Source organism: Cognatiyoonia sp. IB215446 (assembly GCF_033963825.1).
Lineage (GTDB): Bacteria > Pseudomonadota > Alphaproteobacteria > Rhodobacterales > Rhodobacteraceae > Yoonia.
In genome coordinates this window covers 1,032,733-1,048,549 of record NZ_JAXBMD010000001.1, presented here as the reverse complement: position 1 = coordinate 1,048,549, position 15,817 = coordinate 1,032,733, and the positions used below count along the sequence as shown (strand labels likewise).

At 51.2% G+C, this 15,817-nt stretch carries 14 protein-coding genes; 7 read left to right on the top strand and 7 right to left on the bottom strand.

From position 1 onward, the window contains the following. Positions 1–4 precede the first annotated feature (4 nt). Entirely contained in the window at positions 5–208 is a 204-nt protein-coding gene (locus tag SLH49_RS05310) for a helix-turn-helix domain-containing protein (RefSeq protein WP_320268109.1), read from the top strand. Positions 209–474: 266 nt separating this feature from the next. Then, positions 475–1,221, top strand: a complete 747-nt coding sequence (locus SLH49_RS05305) for an IS66 family transposase zinc-finger binding domain-containing protein (RefSeq protein ID WP_320268108.1) — start codon at positions 475–477, stop codon at positions 1,219–1,221. Here the strand turns inward: SLH49_RS05305 and SLH49_RS05300 are convergent. The 3 genes from SLH49_RS05300 to SLH49_RS05290 form a co-directional block, all read right to left on the bottom strand. After that, positions 1,218–1,781, bottom strand: coding sequence for a terminase small subunit (locus tag SLH49_RS05300; protein WP_320268107.1), 564 nt, complete (start codon positions 1,779–1,781; stop codon positions 1,218–1,220). The two genes, SLH49_RS05305 and SLH49_RS05300, sit on opposite strands and share 4 nt — an antisense overlap. Before the next feature lie 1,162 nt (positions 1,782–2,943). Continuing rightward, on the bottom strand, positions 2,944–4,125 hold the full coding sequence (locus SLH49_RS05295; RefSeq protein WP_320268106.1) for a tyrosine-type recombinase/integrase: 1,182 nt from the start codon (positions 4,123–4,125) through the stop codon (positions 2,944–2,946). A 507-nt stretch (positions 4,126–4,632) separates the two neighbouring features. Beyond that, positions 4,633–4,914, bottom strand: coding sequence for a hypothetical protein (locus SLH49_RS05290; protein WP_320268105.1), 282 nt, complete (start codon positions 4,912–4,914; stop codon positions 4,633–4,635). A 391-nt stretch (positions 4,915–5,305) separates the two neighbouring features. Here SLH49_RS05290 and SLH49_RS05285 point away from each other — a divergent pair, with 391 nt between their 5' ends. Together SLH49_RS05285 and SLH49_RS05280 are read left to right on the top strand one after the other, a co-directional pair. Next, positions 5,306–5,587 (top strand): hypothetical protein, encoded by a 282-nt coding sequence (locus SLH49_RS05285; protein ID WP_320268104.1) that lies wholly within the window; start codon positions 5,306–5,308, stop codon positions 5,585–5,587. A gap of 1,074 nt (positions 5,588–6,661) precedes the next feature. Further along, positions 6,662–9,013: a caspase family protein gene (locus SLH49_RS05280; RefSeq protein WP_320268103.1), complete on the top strand. Its 2,352-nt coding sequence runs from the start codon at positions 6,662–6,664 to the stop codon at positions 9,011–9,013. 116 nt (positions 9,014–9,129) lie between these two features. Here SLH49_RS05280 and SLH49_RS05275 read toward each other — a convergent pair whose 3' ends face one another. After that, positions 9,130–9,381, bottom strand: coding sequence for a hypothetical protein (locus SLH49_RS05275; protein WP_320268102.1), 252 nt, complete (start codon positions 9,379–9,381; stop codon positions 9,130–9,132). Between the two features lie 23 nt (positions 9,382–9,404). Between SLH49_RS05275 and SLH49_RS05270 the strand changes: the two genes are divergently transcribed. After that, on the top strand, positions 9,405–9,668 hold the full coding sequence (locus SLH49_RS05270; RefSeq protein WP_320268101.1) for a hypothetical protein: 264 nt from the start codon (positions 9,405–9,407) through the stop codon (positions 9,666–9,668). Positions 9,669–9,728: 60 nt separating this feature from the next. Here the strand turns inward: SLH49_RS05270 and SLH49_RS05265 are convergent, their stop codons facing one another. Continuing rightward, entirely contained in the window at positions 9,729–10,349 is a 621-nt protein-coding gene (locus SLH49_RS05265; protein ID WP_320268100.1) for a DUF1353 domain-containing protein, read from the bottom strand. On the opposite strand from SLH49_RS05265, the gene SLH49_RS05260 reads away from it, so the two are divergent. Both SLH49_RS05260 and SLH49_RS05255 read left to right on the top strand, forming a co-directional pair. Then, positions 10,348–11,754: an OmpA family protein gene (locus SLH49_RS05260; protein ID WP_320268099.1), complete on the top strand. Its 1,407-nt coding sequence runs from the start codon at positions 10,348–10,350 to the stop codon at positions 11,752–11,754. The two genes, SLH49_RS05265 and SLH49_RS05260, sit on opposite strands and share 2 nt — an antisense overlap. 363 nt (positions 11,755–12,117) lie before the next feature. Next, positions 12,118–12,765 carry a hypothetical protein gene (locus SLH49_RS05255; RefSeq protein ID WP_320268098.1) on the top strand — a complete coding sequence of 216 codons (648 nt, stop codon included), beginning with the start codon at positions 12,118–12,120 and terminating at the stop codon, positions 12,763–12,765. 2 nt (positions 12,766–12,767) lie between these two features. On the opposite strand, the gene SLH49_RS05250 is transcribed toward SLH49_RS05255, so the two are convergent. Both SLH49_RS05250 and SLH49_RS05245 read right to left on the bottom strand, forming a co-directional pair. Continuing rightward, complete coding sequence (locus SLH49_RS05250; protein WP_320268097.1) at positions 12,768–13,499, bottom strand: hypothetical protein; 732 nt, start codon at positions 13,497–13,499, stop codon at positions 12,768–12,770. Continuing rightward, positions 13,496–15,490, bottom strand: a complete 1,995-nt coding sequence (locus SLH49_RS05245) for a hypothetical protein (protein ID WP_320268096.1) — start codon at positions 15,488–15,490, stop codon at positions 13,496–13,498. Before SLH49_RS05245 ends, SLH49_RS05250 begins: the two co-directional genes overlap by 4 nt. Between the last annotated feature and the right edge of the window lie 327 nt (positions 15,491–15,817).

Genomic DNA, 15,817 nt, shown 5'->3' with positions numbered 1-15,817 from the left:
CAAGATGAGGCTGCAGCTGGCAAACAGCAGCTTCAATGAAATTGCGCGCGAGCTGGGCCTGTCGCATTCGACAGTGCTGGATGTCAGCAACTCACGCGGCGTATCGATGAAGGTAGCACAAGCCATCGCCGAAAAGATCGGATCATCCCCGGATGAGCTTTGGCCAGGCAAATACCCTTCAACCAAGAAGGGGCAAGCTATGTCATAGATTCAGGGCTCTGAAACGAAAAGAGGCCCGCAGGCGTTGGAACCTGCGAAGCCTCGGAAAAATCGCTGTCTAGGACGATCTCTTCCCTTTTCATCCCATCCATACACTCAGAAATCAAGTGAAAACGCGTCCGATACGTCGGGTGTGACCAACGAACGTGTGTTTGACCGGCACGCTGGATGAGGATGCTTATGCGCAGTGCTCGAGAAATTTTACGACATTTGTAATGGCCATAAGCCACTCATGATTGTGCTCAGTCGATCCAGATGATCGACGGCATCCAACATAAGTGCGATTTCATGGCCGAGCACGCTGACCCGGCAGTTCACGCAGCGGCCGCGGAAATAATTGAGCTGAGCACTCGGCTGTCAGATGCCTTGGTGAGGTCAAACGCAACAAACTCAACGCTGTCCGCCAAGATCAAGGTGCTGGCTGCCGAGATCAAACGCTTAAAGACACAACTCAAGAACGCGCAGCGCTCGCGATACGGCAAGAAGAGCGAGAAATTTGACCCTGAAGATGCCGCCGCATTGTCGGACTTTGATGAGCCACTTTCTGAGACTGACGATGATGAAGAGATGCCCGTTCAAGATGCGGGGCAATCGGAACCAAATGCAAAATCCAAGACCGGCGCAGGAAAGCAGCCTAAAAACTATCCAGCACACCTTCGGCGTGAAACGCGAGAGTACGAACCGCGCCCCGACCAACTCTGCGGCTGTGGCTGCGGTCATCGCGATATCGGCGAAGAAATACGGGAGCGCCTCGCCTACAAAGAGGCAGAAATATTCGTCATAAAGGAAATCTACTACAAGAAGATCTGCCGGAATTGCGGCGATTTTGTACAACATCCTGTCCCTGAGCGTCCTTTCGATGGGAGCGGCTTCGATACCTCAATTTTTGTGTCGGTATTGATCAAGAAACATGCTGATTTTCTCCCACTAAACCGTATCAGAGAGATATTTGGACGCCAGGGCGTCTACATCCAACGATCAACGCTTTGTCGCCGTGTTTAAGAACATTCTTCATTGGTAATCGCCTCTGTCAGCTTGGTCATGATCTTGTGGAACTGATCCAACTCTTCGTCGGTCAGGATGCTTAGGTCGTAGTCAGGGGCTTCCACGGTTGCGTGAATTTTGGCCTCTGTCTTTTCCGCCAACCCGGTCAACCGGGCTGTGATGTTGCCGTCATATGCCCGTGTGAGCGCGCCAGAGATCAGCGCGTCCTTCATGGCCGCGTCGATCCTGTTCAGCATTGCCCCGACGTTGTCATCGCGTTTCAACGTCGCGTAATAGGTCGTTCGGCTGACATCGGCATGGGCGCAGAAACCAAGAACTGTCAGCGGTGGCAGAACGGTGCGGCCACGTTTGCCAACTGGGATCGGGTTTGCGCGGTTGTGGGCGAGATATGCGGCCCAGTCAGCCGCAAGTGTTTGCGTGTTTGACCAACGCGCCGTTCTGCCGCCTGCGCGGGGAACAGACGCTTTGGCGGCAAGTGAATAGCCGTCGGCTGGAACCGGTGAAACGAAGCCGATCATTCCGGGCATAGGAGATGGCGCGCTGGTCATGGGTATCATGGTACCCCAATCTTGACAGCCCGTTCAATAGGAATTTATCTAGTTGTATAACGCGCGCGTAAGGCGTGCGGATTGACTTCGAAGGGATGTAAATCGAGTGTCTCCTTCTCTGTCCACCAGTCACGACTTCAGAGAAATGAAGCATTAGACATAACCTATCGAACTAGACTTTTGTTATGAACTCGTCAGGTTGCTATTGAATAGCAAAGGGCTTCTCTGCAGGCTCCGAGGTCCGAAAATCAATATGATTGGAAGAGGAGTACTACGATGGCCAAGAAAACAATTGCGGGAGCACTTGCACTCGTTTTGTTGTCAGCAACAAGCGGAGTCGCTGATACCACGAAGCCTGCAGTTACTTACTGCCCCCCAACATCCGAGCATCAACGCACCATTGCAAATCTGCCATCCGCGTTAGCACTGAGCTAAAGCAGGGAGCGTCACTTCTACCCTTCCTGTTTTCTTTTTAGTCGCAGGCCCTTTTGTGAAAGACCTTCTGTACGGGTCAGACCCAGCAAGAATATAAAACCGACTGACAAATCAAATCGAATGAACATCTATCACCGGACAGCCTGTTCAGATTAGCCTTTTGGGCAGGGCTTTCACAGGTGATTTTCTGTCGGGCTGTCGGCTTTTTCCGATTCCAGCCATATATATGTATGGGCTGTCTGACAGCGTCCTATCGTGTGTAATTTCTCTTATCTCTGACATTGTGGACTTAAACCCGACAAACCCGACAGATCAGAAAGAGTTGGACAGTAATGCACTGTGAATGCAGTGAAAAACACTGGGCGGGTTTCGCAATGCTAAAGCCGACAAAACCCGACAGGCCTCATTTAAACCCGACAGGCCCGGAATAGCCCTGATCCGACCGATACTTTTGGACTGAGTCAGACCGAACGCGCTGGCCTGCCGTTTGATGCGCTGCATAACGACCTGCCGTGACTGCTTTTGAGTTGTCATTTCGTTCACCTATAATTGGTTTGCACGCCATACAGGTGAACTCTTGCAAGGAAATGCGCAAGCCTTTGTTTTTTAATGTAAAAAATTGGCCATGACCATTTTACCTAAGTCGGTCATGACCCATTTGGAATTCTTTTTCAGCGTTTTCGGGGTCTTATGAGAATTTTGGATTTCTCACCAAAAAATTGTGCCAATCAGCCTGCTACAAGGCCACCACATTGCCGCTTTTCACCGAAGCGCCTGTGATGTGACCCGCCCAGCGCTCTAGCAATGCCCTGCGCTGTTCGAGAAAATCGGTGCGCTTGTATGCAGTTTCGACCCCACTTCCTGTGCTATGCGCAAGGCAAGCCTCTGCTACGTCGTGTGGTGTGTTTGTTGTTTCGCTGATCCAGTCCCTTAGTGACGACCGGAACCCATGCGGGCGCGCTTCAAGCTTTCGGCGATCCATCAATCGCGCCATTGTCGCATCGCTGATCACGCCTTTCCGCACGCTGGGAAACAAGAAGCCTTCACGGGCCAGCGGTCGTGCGAGGTCGATCACAGTTTGGGCTTCTAGACTCAGAGGCACGCGATACTCGACCCCAGATTTCATCTTGTTTGCCGGGATCGTCCAAGTGTCACCAGCTATCTCATCAACATGGCAGAAGCGCACCGGGCCGGAACGCGCGCCGGTCAAGATCAGCAACCGCAACGCCAGATGCGTGATCGTATCTTCCTGTTTCAGAGTGCCGTAAAAGTTCGGCACGTCAGCCCAAGGCATCGCTGGAATGTGCTTCGCTGTGTGCCGGGGCTTGCCCAACAACGCCCGCGCCTTGGCGACTGCTTGTAGGTCAACGTCGAGGCCCATTGCAGCCCCATGCTGCAATACGAGGTTCAACCGATTAAGAGCCTTACGAGCTGTCTCCGCCTTCGTGTGATAGATCGGCGCAATGGTCTGCTTGATGTCGTTCTGGTCGATTTCCGCAACCGGCACACCGCCCAACTTCGGAAGGATGTGACCTTCCAACGGTGACATCCATCGACCCGCCTTTCCGTCACCCTTTAGATCGGCCTGCCGGGCTTCGAAGCACTCACGGGTCACGTCCGCTAGGGTGTGCAAGTTTCGTTCGGCTTGCCGCCGTTCGCGCTCACGTTCTTTGATCGGGTCGATACCGCGCGCTGCCAAGTTGCGCCATTTCTGCGCGGCTTCGCGTGCGTTCCCAAGCGTCACATCGGGGAAACGGCCAAGACCCATTTCACGCCGCCTACCGTGGACTGTCAGGCGCAAGTTCCACTGGGCACCCCCATCGGCTCGCTTAAAGAACCACAGTCCTGCGCCATCACAGTGTTTGCCTACGGGCGCGTTTTTCACGAAAGCAGCGGTGAGTCTGTGAATACCAGCCAATTCTTCTATCCCCTTCTCTATCCACCCCTATTTATTGGATATACCTGGGCATAACAAGACACGAATGAACAGAAGTTTCCTTTAAAATCAGACATCTTCTAAAGTGATCGGACATGGCTGGACGTCACAAGGCAGTAATTCGACTCCGCCTCCGGGCACCATTTAAATCAAACAAAAACAAAAGCTTGCTGAATTTCTGCGTTGCAGCGCAAATCGCTGAAAATCCCAAAATACCCTAGCAAAGTGTTAGCACAGTCGGAAAATGCTCAGTTAGCACAGTTAGTTGTGAACGCCGCGCCGTGCGCTTAGGAGTGGAAAATTTGAATTTAGTTATTAAGTCATCTATATATCGAAAAGCAGATTTTTGTGGCATGGAGCGCTTTGAGCCCCCCACATGGAGCTAGGGACTTAACCCTATCCCAAATGTGCTCGTAGTTACTTGAATGGAAGCTCCCTTGTTTTGCCAACGGGCAAGTGGCCATACCAATAAATGCGCTACTTTTCCTATCAGATGTCGTTACTCACGACACCGGCAGCTTTCGCGAAGAATGCAGTATATTGAATTGAGGTTCGCTGAAGTTCTCGTAAATCGCTCAAAAATTCGTCGCGACACTCCCAACTCTTTTCAGGCGTGAACTCCGTCACGCCTTCGGCCCTAAGTTGTTCAAACTCTTTTTGAGGCTCGTGCCATTTAGTTAAAAAGGGCGCAATATGATCCGTGATCAAAATCAGAGCAACAGATGAAAAAACGACTCCATTTCCACTTTTACTTGGCCCAGTTGCTTTCAACAGTTACCTACTAAACTGTACTATTACCTCACCACATGCGGCGGTGATGGTCTGTGCCCTAGACGTGAAAGCGATCACGGAAAGCTTGAATTTCCTAACCCAGATCAACGGCTGCCGTGAAATCGCTCACCCTACGGTGACCGACACGGCGGTCCAAAACAGTCAGCCGACAAAAAACAAGAAGTGTTCAACCAAGCGTGATCATCGAACGCACAATTTTCAAGTTCCGATGAGTTCGCCGCTGTCGTCGTTGTGTTGATGAGCAGAAGCCATAGTTCTAAGCCCATCGGAGGGCATAAATAGTACTCCAGATATCTGCAGCAAAAGACGCTGCAAAAGCAACCCAACGTGGTGCTGACGCCACGTCAAAAAGTACAAAGGAAAGAAAACCATGTCTATTAAATCAACAGCCATCGCCGCGACCACCGTTGCTATCCTAGCTTCTTTGCCATTCGCTGCATCCGCCCAGCAAAGCGACTTCCAAGGCCCAAAAACTGGTCTGAGTGGCCTTGAAATCAGCGCTGATCGCATTCTGGACGACTACGGGTTTGTCGATGTGGATCCGACCACACTTAGTCTTAGCACACTCGTCGAGATCATTGACGTCGAGAGAAATGACGAGGAGCGGGCGGGTTCGACGCGTGGTGGCATCCAGGCAGCCCTTAATCGGTGAAATCCGCGTCGCCGAAGATCGACATGCCCATCGCCTTGTTTATTGCTGGGCGGTGGGCACACGGTATTACCGTAGCCCACGTGACGCCAATCGTTTTTTGCCTAGTTATTATGGACCGTAAACAGTACGGCCTCCTGAGGCATTCCGATGGCATAAATGATTGCATCTAGCAATTGCTGCATAGGGCCTTACCCTATCACTTTGACTGACCATGTGATTGGGACGTACCTTCCCCGGTATTATTGCTTGCCGCTTCATGACCACCACTCAATGGACCGTTCTGCGCCACCTGAGGGTCCGGCGGTCTTTAAGCAGTACGTTTAGATGTAGAAAGCGGCAAAGTGCGCGGCAGCTCGAAAAACCGATGTCGCATTTCGGAACACTTAGCCAGTCTGAACGACAAAGCGGATCTTGGCGACCGCAAAGAGCCTTCGAAGGACGAAGGCCAAGTGAACAAAAAACGTAGGGAATACCGTGCCTAGAACCAGTTGCCTTTATGTGTTAGCAATGCCTCGAAAAAACTGCTTATGATCCAGCCGAAAGCGCATAACAATGAAACGTGTTTTTAGAAGTCGAGTGTACTTGAGTTTTTTGCTTTTGTCGGGGTGTGGGTATGCCTTTGATACCGAAACTTTCACTTTCGTCGAAGCGCCAGGTACTTCTGCGGGATTCAATTTCCAAGGTTGGGCATGGCCAGGAGTAACAGCGCCAACGCGTGTCGGCTCAAATGGCGAACAAGACCGAGGTACTGATCGTTCGTTTTCCACGTCGGATGAAGCGTCTGTAGACACAACATCAGGCGACAGCGGTAGCTCTTCGTCGCAACCTCCGAGCGACAACGTCGGCAATGACAACGCCGATAATGGCGACGCATCAAGCGGTGGGACAAACCCTTCGCCAGCGGACGATGATGACAGCTCGTCAAGCGGTAATACAGGCCCGTCACTCCCTAGCGATGATTTGCCGAATCGTCCTTCAATTCCAGGCGACGTTGGCGGTCCTGGCCTAGGCGGGGGGGTCGATCCGGTCGGCGACCTACCGCCTGGTGGTGGCCTCAGCGGGTTGTTCTAGCGAATGATACGGGCGGCGCTGTGCAGTTTTGCAATACTGGCTGCGGCGCCCGTCTTTGCCCAACCTGAAACACCGAACTTCCGCTATGCGATTGTTGTGGGCAATGCCGAATATGAGCATATGCCTGCACTGCCGAACCCGGATGCAGACGCAGACCTTGTTGCATCGTTTCTGGAAGATGCCGGATACATCGTCATTCAACAAAACAATCTGACCCGTCAGGGCTTTGAACAGTTTTTTCGAAACGTGATCCAAGGCCTGCCCGACGATTCCGAAGTCCTGTTCTATTACTCCGGCCACGGTTTCCAGATTGGGGCAAGCAACTACCTCATCCCGGTCGACGCGCGGATTTCGACCCAATACGACGTGCCCTTCCAGACGATGTCGCTCGATACTTGGATCGCTGCGATTGCTGCCAAGGCTGATTTGAAGCTTTTTATTCTCGATAGCTGCCGGGATAACCCGTTTATCGGGGCAAGTGTCGTTGATGGACCGTTTTCGACGCAAGAAGTCGTTGAAACCGGGTTTTCCAGTCAGGTTGCGCCGACTAATTCCATAATCTCGTTTTCGACATCGCCAGGTGCTGTTGCATATGACGGTATCGGCGATAATAGCCCCTACACCGGCGCGTTTATCACCGAGGCGCGTAGCAACCCCACCACGGCCATTGAGGCGATCTTTACAAGCGTGCGCGAAGAGGTTTCCTTTCGAACGGACGGAAGGCAGGTCCCCTGGTCAAACTCTACCCTGGATGGCGATATCTACTTTTTCGTGGAAGATGTTCCGCCGCCTATCTTGGACTCGGATCGGCCAGTGATCAGCGCAGGCGCAGGACTTGATCTGCCCGTGACAGTCAATGTCACCGAGGCTTGGGATCGCAACGTTCGCATTGGAACACAGCTCGCCGATCTTGAAATCGATGCTGCACTCGATACCGTTACGCTACGCAGGGCACCGGAAAACGGACTGCTCACTTACACTGATGTCACGCGCGGCCTCCAACTGATTGGCGCAGAGATTGAGGTTGCTCTGCGCGAAGGTGACACGGTGCCTGCAAGTGCGTTGGATCGCCTGAGCTATTCGCCCAGATTGTCAGATCTGACCGATATCAGCCAAGAGAACCCGGGACGCACGGACAACCTTGTTTTCGCCGCCGGCGACAATCAAATAAATGTCCAGGTCAACCTGACCGTCAACGCGTGCGACATAGAAGCCGGCGCACAGCTTGACCCACAAGGGGTGGGGATCGAAGTGACGGCTGAGGACATGCGGATCGATTTGGCATTGGAGGCATGCCGCCAAGCTGTCGAGGACTTTCCAGAGACCGAACGATTTCACTACCAGTTCGCCCGCGCTCTTTTGGCGCACAAGCGTTATGATGACGCCAAAGAGCATCTGGAGAGAGCACGGGATCTGGGTCACATCCGCGCCTATACCGGGCTTGCGGGTTTGGAGACGATCCAGTCAGCCGTTGCGGGTGGCTTCCAGGTGGGCGAGGCGCCTGCCTCAGCACTGGCAAATTACGAAACGGCTGCGGCGAATGGCGATGCCTTGGGTGCTTACGGGCTGGGGCGGCAACTTTTGCGGTTTGGGGAAAGTGACGTTGCAAAGGACCGTGGGTATGAGTTGCTCTTGCGAGCTTTCGATGCGGGATATGTTCAGGCCTTGAATGAACTGGGCGCCTATCATTTCAATGAAAACGGCGGTGGTTATGAGCCGGAACGTGGACTGCGCTATTTTCAAGAGGCGGCGGGCCGTGGAAGTGCATTTGGCTACAACAATCTTGGGCTGATCTACACCAATGGTCTCGGCACCATTCCCCGTGATCTTCCTCTTGCAATCGAGAATCTCAAAGCGGCATCAGACAAAAGCCATCCGACTGCACCGACAAGTCTTGGGCGCATCTACGACGGTGCAGAAGGTTTTTCTGCAGATTATCAAGTCGCTATGGAGTGGTATGACCTCGGGCTCGCGCGCGGCGACCCTTGGGGCGGCGCGAACGGCGCCTGGATAATACTCAATCAGACGCCAGATGGATACACAAACGTCGATGCAGCAGTCCGCGCAGCAAAAGCCGCAGCCTTGCAGAATCCTGACGCGGCAGAGCAAGCCCGCAATCTATTGCAACCTCTCTCCGATCGCGTTCTTAACGCGGCCGCCCAAACGCTTTTGGCGGAGATGGGCTATCTGCAATCAGCCATTGATGGACAATTTGGCACCCAGTCACTATCGGCCTATCAACAAGCGCTAGATGCATATGCCGACATCGAGGCAGAGCGCGAACCTCAACCACGCTTGATTTCGATCGCACGTGCCTACTACAAGGATCCAAAATTTAGGGTCGACACTTTCTGAAGTCTGTCGGTGACAATCGTACCTTAACTTTGACAAAACACGATCGGGTGTCCCCGGCAAGTTTACCCCAAAAGCTTTGTCGGGAGTGCACTTTAGGGGAACAGCAAGGTTCGATTTCACAACAGGAAGCATGTTCGGGCGTTCAGCGGTGTGGTCAACGGCTCAGAGTCTGTCCCAGCGGCATTACAAAACTGGCCGAGCAAGACGGGCAGTAAGCGGTGCAAATCGCCCCCTGCGAGCGTTCTTTCGCATACAGCAGGGAACATCTGCCCCAGATGCGTTTCATCCATATGCAACTTGCTGGACGACTTGATGTCTGCCAACAGCGCCTCGTAAATCCATTTCAGCGCGCCCTTTGCTTTCTTCATGAGGCGCCAAGCTGACAGTGCCAATGTGGATGATGGACTCCGGCGCGCCCGGCACACCATCCGTCGACATGCTCCAAGCACGATTGACCGATGCACAGGTGGCGTATCAGAACGATATGAACCCTGACACATTGAATCACATACAACTCGCCCAGCGCGCGCTGGACGACGCGCGCATGGCCGCGGCAGACGCCTCTATGCCGATTGCGGATGCGAAGAGCACCGATTACCTCGCGGGAGCGCGTGACCAGATGATCTACGGGCTTGATCGTGTCTATTGTGGCTAAATGGACGACTTTAGTAAGTTTCACCACGTAGTTCTTGCATCAAACTGGCATAGAGACGGCTCAATTCTCTGCTAGTCGCTGAATTTCTTCCGGCGAGTAAGTTCGATCCAAGAACAATTGTTTAACTTCCTCAAGGTCTTCGACGGAAAGGTCTGCAACTCTATCAGATGACACAAATGCTGAGCCTTCTTCCCAATATGCGCCGCCCTTCAATACAGCATAGTACATTAAGGACGCCTTCCACGCCGGAGTTCCGGAAGTGACCATAGCATCGTAGAAAATTCGATGCGTCACATCCGAACTCGAATACCGTGTTTCGACTAGGTAATCGTGTATCACGGCAGCGTTTCGATACCTACCTGACCAAGGCCCTCCAACCAGAGACCAAACCGAAGGCGGGATGGATGCACCATTTATTACTGTCGGGACTGTCTCTCCACCAATCTCTCGATAGGGAGGCACGGTGTGTCGGGTACCGTTGCAGTCGATGAATGTGTAAGGGCTCAATAGCTGAAACTCTGTATGTCCAATGTCATCAGGGTCGTCTCTTACAAATTGATCGGCAACGTCCTCAAGGATGAGCCGCCCTTCGTAAGTGCCACATGCAAGCACACCTTGGGCCGCGAACATCAACGCGGCTATAGTTGATGAAATTGTAGTGATTCTTTTGAGGTTTCTCATGGTCATCATCAATAAGCTTCCAATCATTGTCCTGCTTCTGCTCTGCGGGACAGTACAGGCCCAACAACGAATCAGCTTTGACTCAGGCTCAGCATATGCTGGCGAGCTCTTGATTGGTGCGGAAATCGCAGACGGTGTGATCATTTTTGACAAACTCCCAAACGTTGAAGAAAAGATAGAAAGAATTCTGTCGGCGGTTGGTACAAGCAATAACCTCTTCGAAAGCTACTCAGGAACTGTAGAAAGCGCCGCAGCGATTCTCGCAGGACCCCGAAAGTTCATTATCTATAACCAAGACTTCTTTGATAGGCTTGCTGAGAAGTGTGATCCGGAATTCGCAATACTAGGCGTTCTGGCTCATGAGATTGGGCATCACTTCCACGATCATCAACTGAGGGCAGAAGACGTATACATTGAGGAACTGGAGGCCGATCGGTTCTCGGGCGTCTACCTAGCGCGGTTAGGTGCCACCATCGACCAAGCAAAGTGCGCGTTGGAGAACTTTGGTTCAGTCGACAGCACTACCAGTCATCCAGCAAGACAAGAACGGCTTGCTGCCTTGTCGTCCGGCTACAACTTTGCGACGAACCAAACTCTAGGTCAGCCAATTTCAAGCGTTGACGTTGCAGTGGAAGGCTTTGAAGTTAATGCTGATGAACTAACTGATGTGCCAAATCTTGATGTGAAACAATTGCAGCGCGACCTGGCGCTCTTGGGCTATGGCGTGGGAGAAATAGATGGAGTCGTAGGGCCTCGAACGCGAGCACAAGTTGAGCAATTTCAAATCAACAATCTTTTGGACCCTGCACTCGGTCAGATTGACCACACGACCCTCGCAGTTCTAGGGGCCTTGAGGCTGGCAAAACAGAATGAAGTGTCCGCAACAAGTACTGACCGAGCATCGCTAGCCGACAGCCACACGCCTACTTTGCAAGAACTAGACTCGACAGAAGGTGTGATGCTCACGCCAGCGCCAAGGCCGAGCTCAGATCAAGGAGCTAAACCCAGTCGGAGAACAGACACTGTCTATTTCATGGTAGATTCCTCCTCACTGCAGGCTTCTGCATACCTGACAATTGAAGAGTTCGTTTCAGACTTGCGCGCAAGTCCAACTGAACAAATACTCATTGCCGGTCACGCGGATGAACAGGGAACACTCGCCTACAACAGTTCGCTTTCAGCGAGGCGATCGAATACTGTGGCTGAAGCGATGATCGCACTCGGTGTTCCGAGAAACAGAATAACTATCCAGTATTTTGGAAAGACTGCACCCGTTGAGGTCTGTTTCGATGAAGCGTGCTACTCGAAAAACCGCAGGGTGACAATGTCGGTCGAGAACGGCGATCAGCAATCTAGTGGGAGTTCAAGTACAATTCCGTTTGATGTTCGGCTGGTGTCTGAATAGACCGTCGGTATCCGCGAGCAGAACTGCATTCATGTTGGTCGATGATGTCTGCGTGTTGCGAACGTGATCAGGATCAAAGAGCTGAAGTGCCCTGTTGCGGCACCTAAAGTGGACCTAAAAGACCTAAAAGACTGGGGGAATGAATGACAGATAGTAGGTTATCCACCTACTTGTCCACCTTAAAGTGAGTTGCTTGACAGCGCGGTCAGTCAAGACACGGTTTTTCTCGATGACTCATCAACGCTCACAGATGATCCATTGATAAGACACAACTCCTGCGATACTAATGCATATGGTTGAGGTGCATGTATTAGCTATGCCGCCTTAAGTAGAAAGATCGAGTAACAGTTTTTGAGGAATGGAATGGCCGAACTCGCTCCTGCAGGCTACGTGATCTTGGGCTTGGACATCATAAAATACTCGCAAAAGAGTTTGAGAGACCAGAAGCTCGCGCAAGAAACAGTTGATAGGTGCTTCAACTGGGCTATCAAGGAAAAGCAGCCTGAGGATGATGCGCAAGCACCACATTGGGTTGATGCCGGTGACGGAGGGTATGCGCTGTTTAGATGGGCCGAGGTCGACGTCTTGGAAGTACTGAAAGACTTCTACAAGAGGCTAAACCGGGAAAATGCAAACATCACAGAGGAGAACTATAAAGTTCTCGTACGCGCGGCGATTCACAAAGACCAAGTCATAGTCTGGGATGCGGAAATTGCCGGTAGACAGGTCCGTAAGTTTACTGGTCATGCGATAAATAATTGTGCTCGTTTGATGTCTGGGATGATAAAAGAACATGATGCTCAAGTTGTCTGCTCGAGATCTGTTCTGGACGCAATTATGGTTATGGACAAACTCGCTTCAGCAACACGACTGAAGGATATCAAAGACAAGCACGGAATAGAGCACGAGGTTTGGAACTTGCATGTGGGAACACTGCTGGGCGTAAAACCAATTAAACGTGAACTCCATGGTGAGCCAACCATGCGTGTGTACCCGGGCCCAAGCCGTTAGTATCAAACGCTGACGTACTTTAGGAAGTCTTCAAGCTCTTGAAGTCCATCATCAGAGAACTCGATCCTATTGTCCGTTCCAAATCTACCACATTCGGATCTCGAGTCGATTGGCCTCAGGCCTATGCGCTTCGCCGTGAAATTCGTATAACGTAGTCCTTGCTTTTGACTGTCGTTGCTTGTTGAATTTGAAAAGTGGAAAAATTCCGCACCGACAATATCTTCACCTTCCAAAGAGAGGCTTTTAACCGCCTCACCAAATCCAGGTACGTCTGTAGTCAATAGCGTCACGTAGTATTCCGTCTTCGATTCGTGACGAAGCAGCCTTTCAGCGAGTTCAGCAACTCGGATATTACGTCTTTGCATCTTGGGCAAAACGTACGCATTTATGGTCATGACAGCCTGTACCGCAATTCTAAAAGTAGCGGCTGCGACAATAACTGTTCCAGCATCCATATTGGTTCGAATATGAATCCAGTAAGGGTAACCGTTCCTATCCAGCGTTCTTGGAGGCTTGACTGAGTCGTCCTTTGTGAGCGGTTCATTGGAAATGAACTCGAACAACCGCCAATTCTTTGGTAGAGGCTTAGGAATTACAACGCCGTGCCGATCAGAAATGTCGCTGAATTTTGGGACATCATTTAGACTGAAGAGAAAGGCGTCGCCAATAGCTTCTGGACTGACCCTATGAGGCGCAAACCCGTCCCACTGAAATAGGAATCCATAAAGTTTCAAACTTCACTCTCCAACTGTCCGCCGACATTTTGCAAGTTGAATGCCAGCATATGTAGTAACCATGCGGATTGTGCCGCGCTTGGAACTTCTTCTCTGGAATAATCCCTGAGAAATAGTAGAGGGTTCGAAAACTTAGGTTTTCCAATTGATGGTTTCTCGCTAACAAAAACGTTAGCGGGGAACCTGTAATGATAGTATCGCTTCTCCTTGTGACCGTTTCGGACGACAGATCGATTATGAGGATTGGAACTACGATCCTTGGAGGCGTTTATTCGCAACTTATTTGACTTGAAAAACATATGAAATACAACCAGTAGGGGCTCATATGTCTCTAGGTAATGCAGGATTTCCTCTCGTTTGTCTTGATCATTGAGGAACCCCTCAATTTCTTTTCGCATTGGAAGGCGTGAGAGTAAGGGCTCTTGCGCTAAGACCGAACAGAAATCCGCAATTGCAAGCTCTCTCCAATCGTCTTCTTCTGCGTGGCCATCGTCATCTCGCCCAATGAACTTTACGCCGAGAGCAACCAGAGTTCTAACTACGTATTCGAATAGACGTTCCTGAATAGCAGGCAGAACTGCCCACGACAGCCAAACAAACGAGCAATACGTTTCCGCATTGGTTCCATAGAAGTGGTAGTAGTCGAATATATGGACGAGAAGTTCCTCGAGATCACCGGTGTGCCTTTCATCTACTTCAATGAAGAAATCAAAAGGATGAGACATGGAGCGCCTCATGTCGGACTCATCGAAATCCAAACAACTCAATAGCATTAATGAGCGACCCAGCATCTTCGAAGCATAGTCTGAATATGTAGTTGGTGCATCTTGAAAGTATTCATTGATTTCGCGACATCCGACCGGGCCACTGTTTTGAAGTTCCAACATGGCGGCGAGAAAACCATCTACCAAATCAAATATATGCCCTCCTAGGATGCGATGACTAATCTCGTGTGTGATAGTGCCGAGGTTCCATTGGTAGCTGTTACCACCCAGAACACTTGGTAGTGGAGCACTCGTGGTGAGTGCGCCATTCATAAAGCCATCTCGGCCACTGAAGAAGGTTATTGGAGTTGCGGCTTCCCCGACCTCCTCATCAAATTCTTCTGCCAACTTCAGTGGTATTTCGTCCAAGTTATTAGACTTGGAAACCTGATTTCTTTCTAGGCTGAAGAAATCCGGAAAGTGGCTGCCGAACTTCGTAACTGGATAGTCATTAATCAAGAAAGCCTTTTCTCCTAGCGCATTTACTCGCTGATCGTACTTGACATCTTCGGTTAGCGAAGTGAGGAAGGATGCGACATTTCTCAGTGCTAAGTTGGCGACTCCCGTACCAAGGAAAGAATGCGGCCAAAAATGGCATTCTGTTCTAAGTATAGGGGAAGTACCTGATAGTGCCTGTGAGGCGAGGCGGGAAAGCCCAGCATTGAGGGTCAATAGCAAGTCTGGGCGGTCGATTCTTCCGTTGCCATGCTGAGCAGCATTCACTGCGTGCTCATCTTCTTTGTCGTGTCCATTGAAAAGGTCACTTGCCAAGCTCTCAATGCTCTTTGCATCGTCGACCAATACTGAGTAGGGGCCGCGTGATCTTCCCTCGATCACGGAAAGCAGCGCGCAAAGTTCAATCTGCATGAACTCAAGCGCATCATCGGCCTCAATACTTGCATTCGATAGTGTTTCTACGGCTAGTTTGGTTTTGCGATTTTCCTTTGGCGAGAAGTACTGTTCAGGGCTGTAATATTCTACTTCTGATCCGATGAAGGAGTTTGCCGCGTCTGATTGGTCTATCAGCCAACGTTCAAAAGGCACCAAGTTGTCGGCGCAGGTGTTCCTAATGTCCAAGTCAAGCTGTCCATCTCGGCAGACGAGGACGAGGCTGTGTGTACCAATACTAAGCCACATCGACTCATGATAGAGTTTGCCGAGGTTCTCCTGCGAGAACTCGTCACGCAAGAAGTCAGCAGATACTCCGTGTAGAAACCAAAGGGACATTGGGTCGCCTTCGCCGGGGCGCACTATTAAGTCACGGTCTGCTATTCGTGGCCGAAGTTGCCAGACAGGCGATATTCTTGAGGTTGGTCCCCAGTCTCGGAGCAGCGCCTTGAGGTTGGAAGTGATTCTTACAATATATGAATCGACACCCAAGTCTGGCCGAGAATCAACTGCTAGATAGTAACGCTTCTCTAATACTTTCACTGAATACCACGTTTCCCGTTATTCGGGAAAACAGTAGTCATCCATAACCTTACGGGCAAGCTTGAAGTTTTTCTGTTTAGGGGCGCGCTTCTTGGCGGCAGTGTTCGGCCCACCGTCGAACGA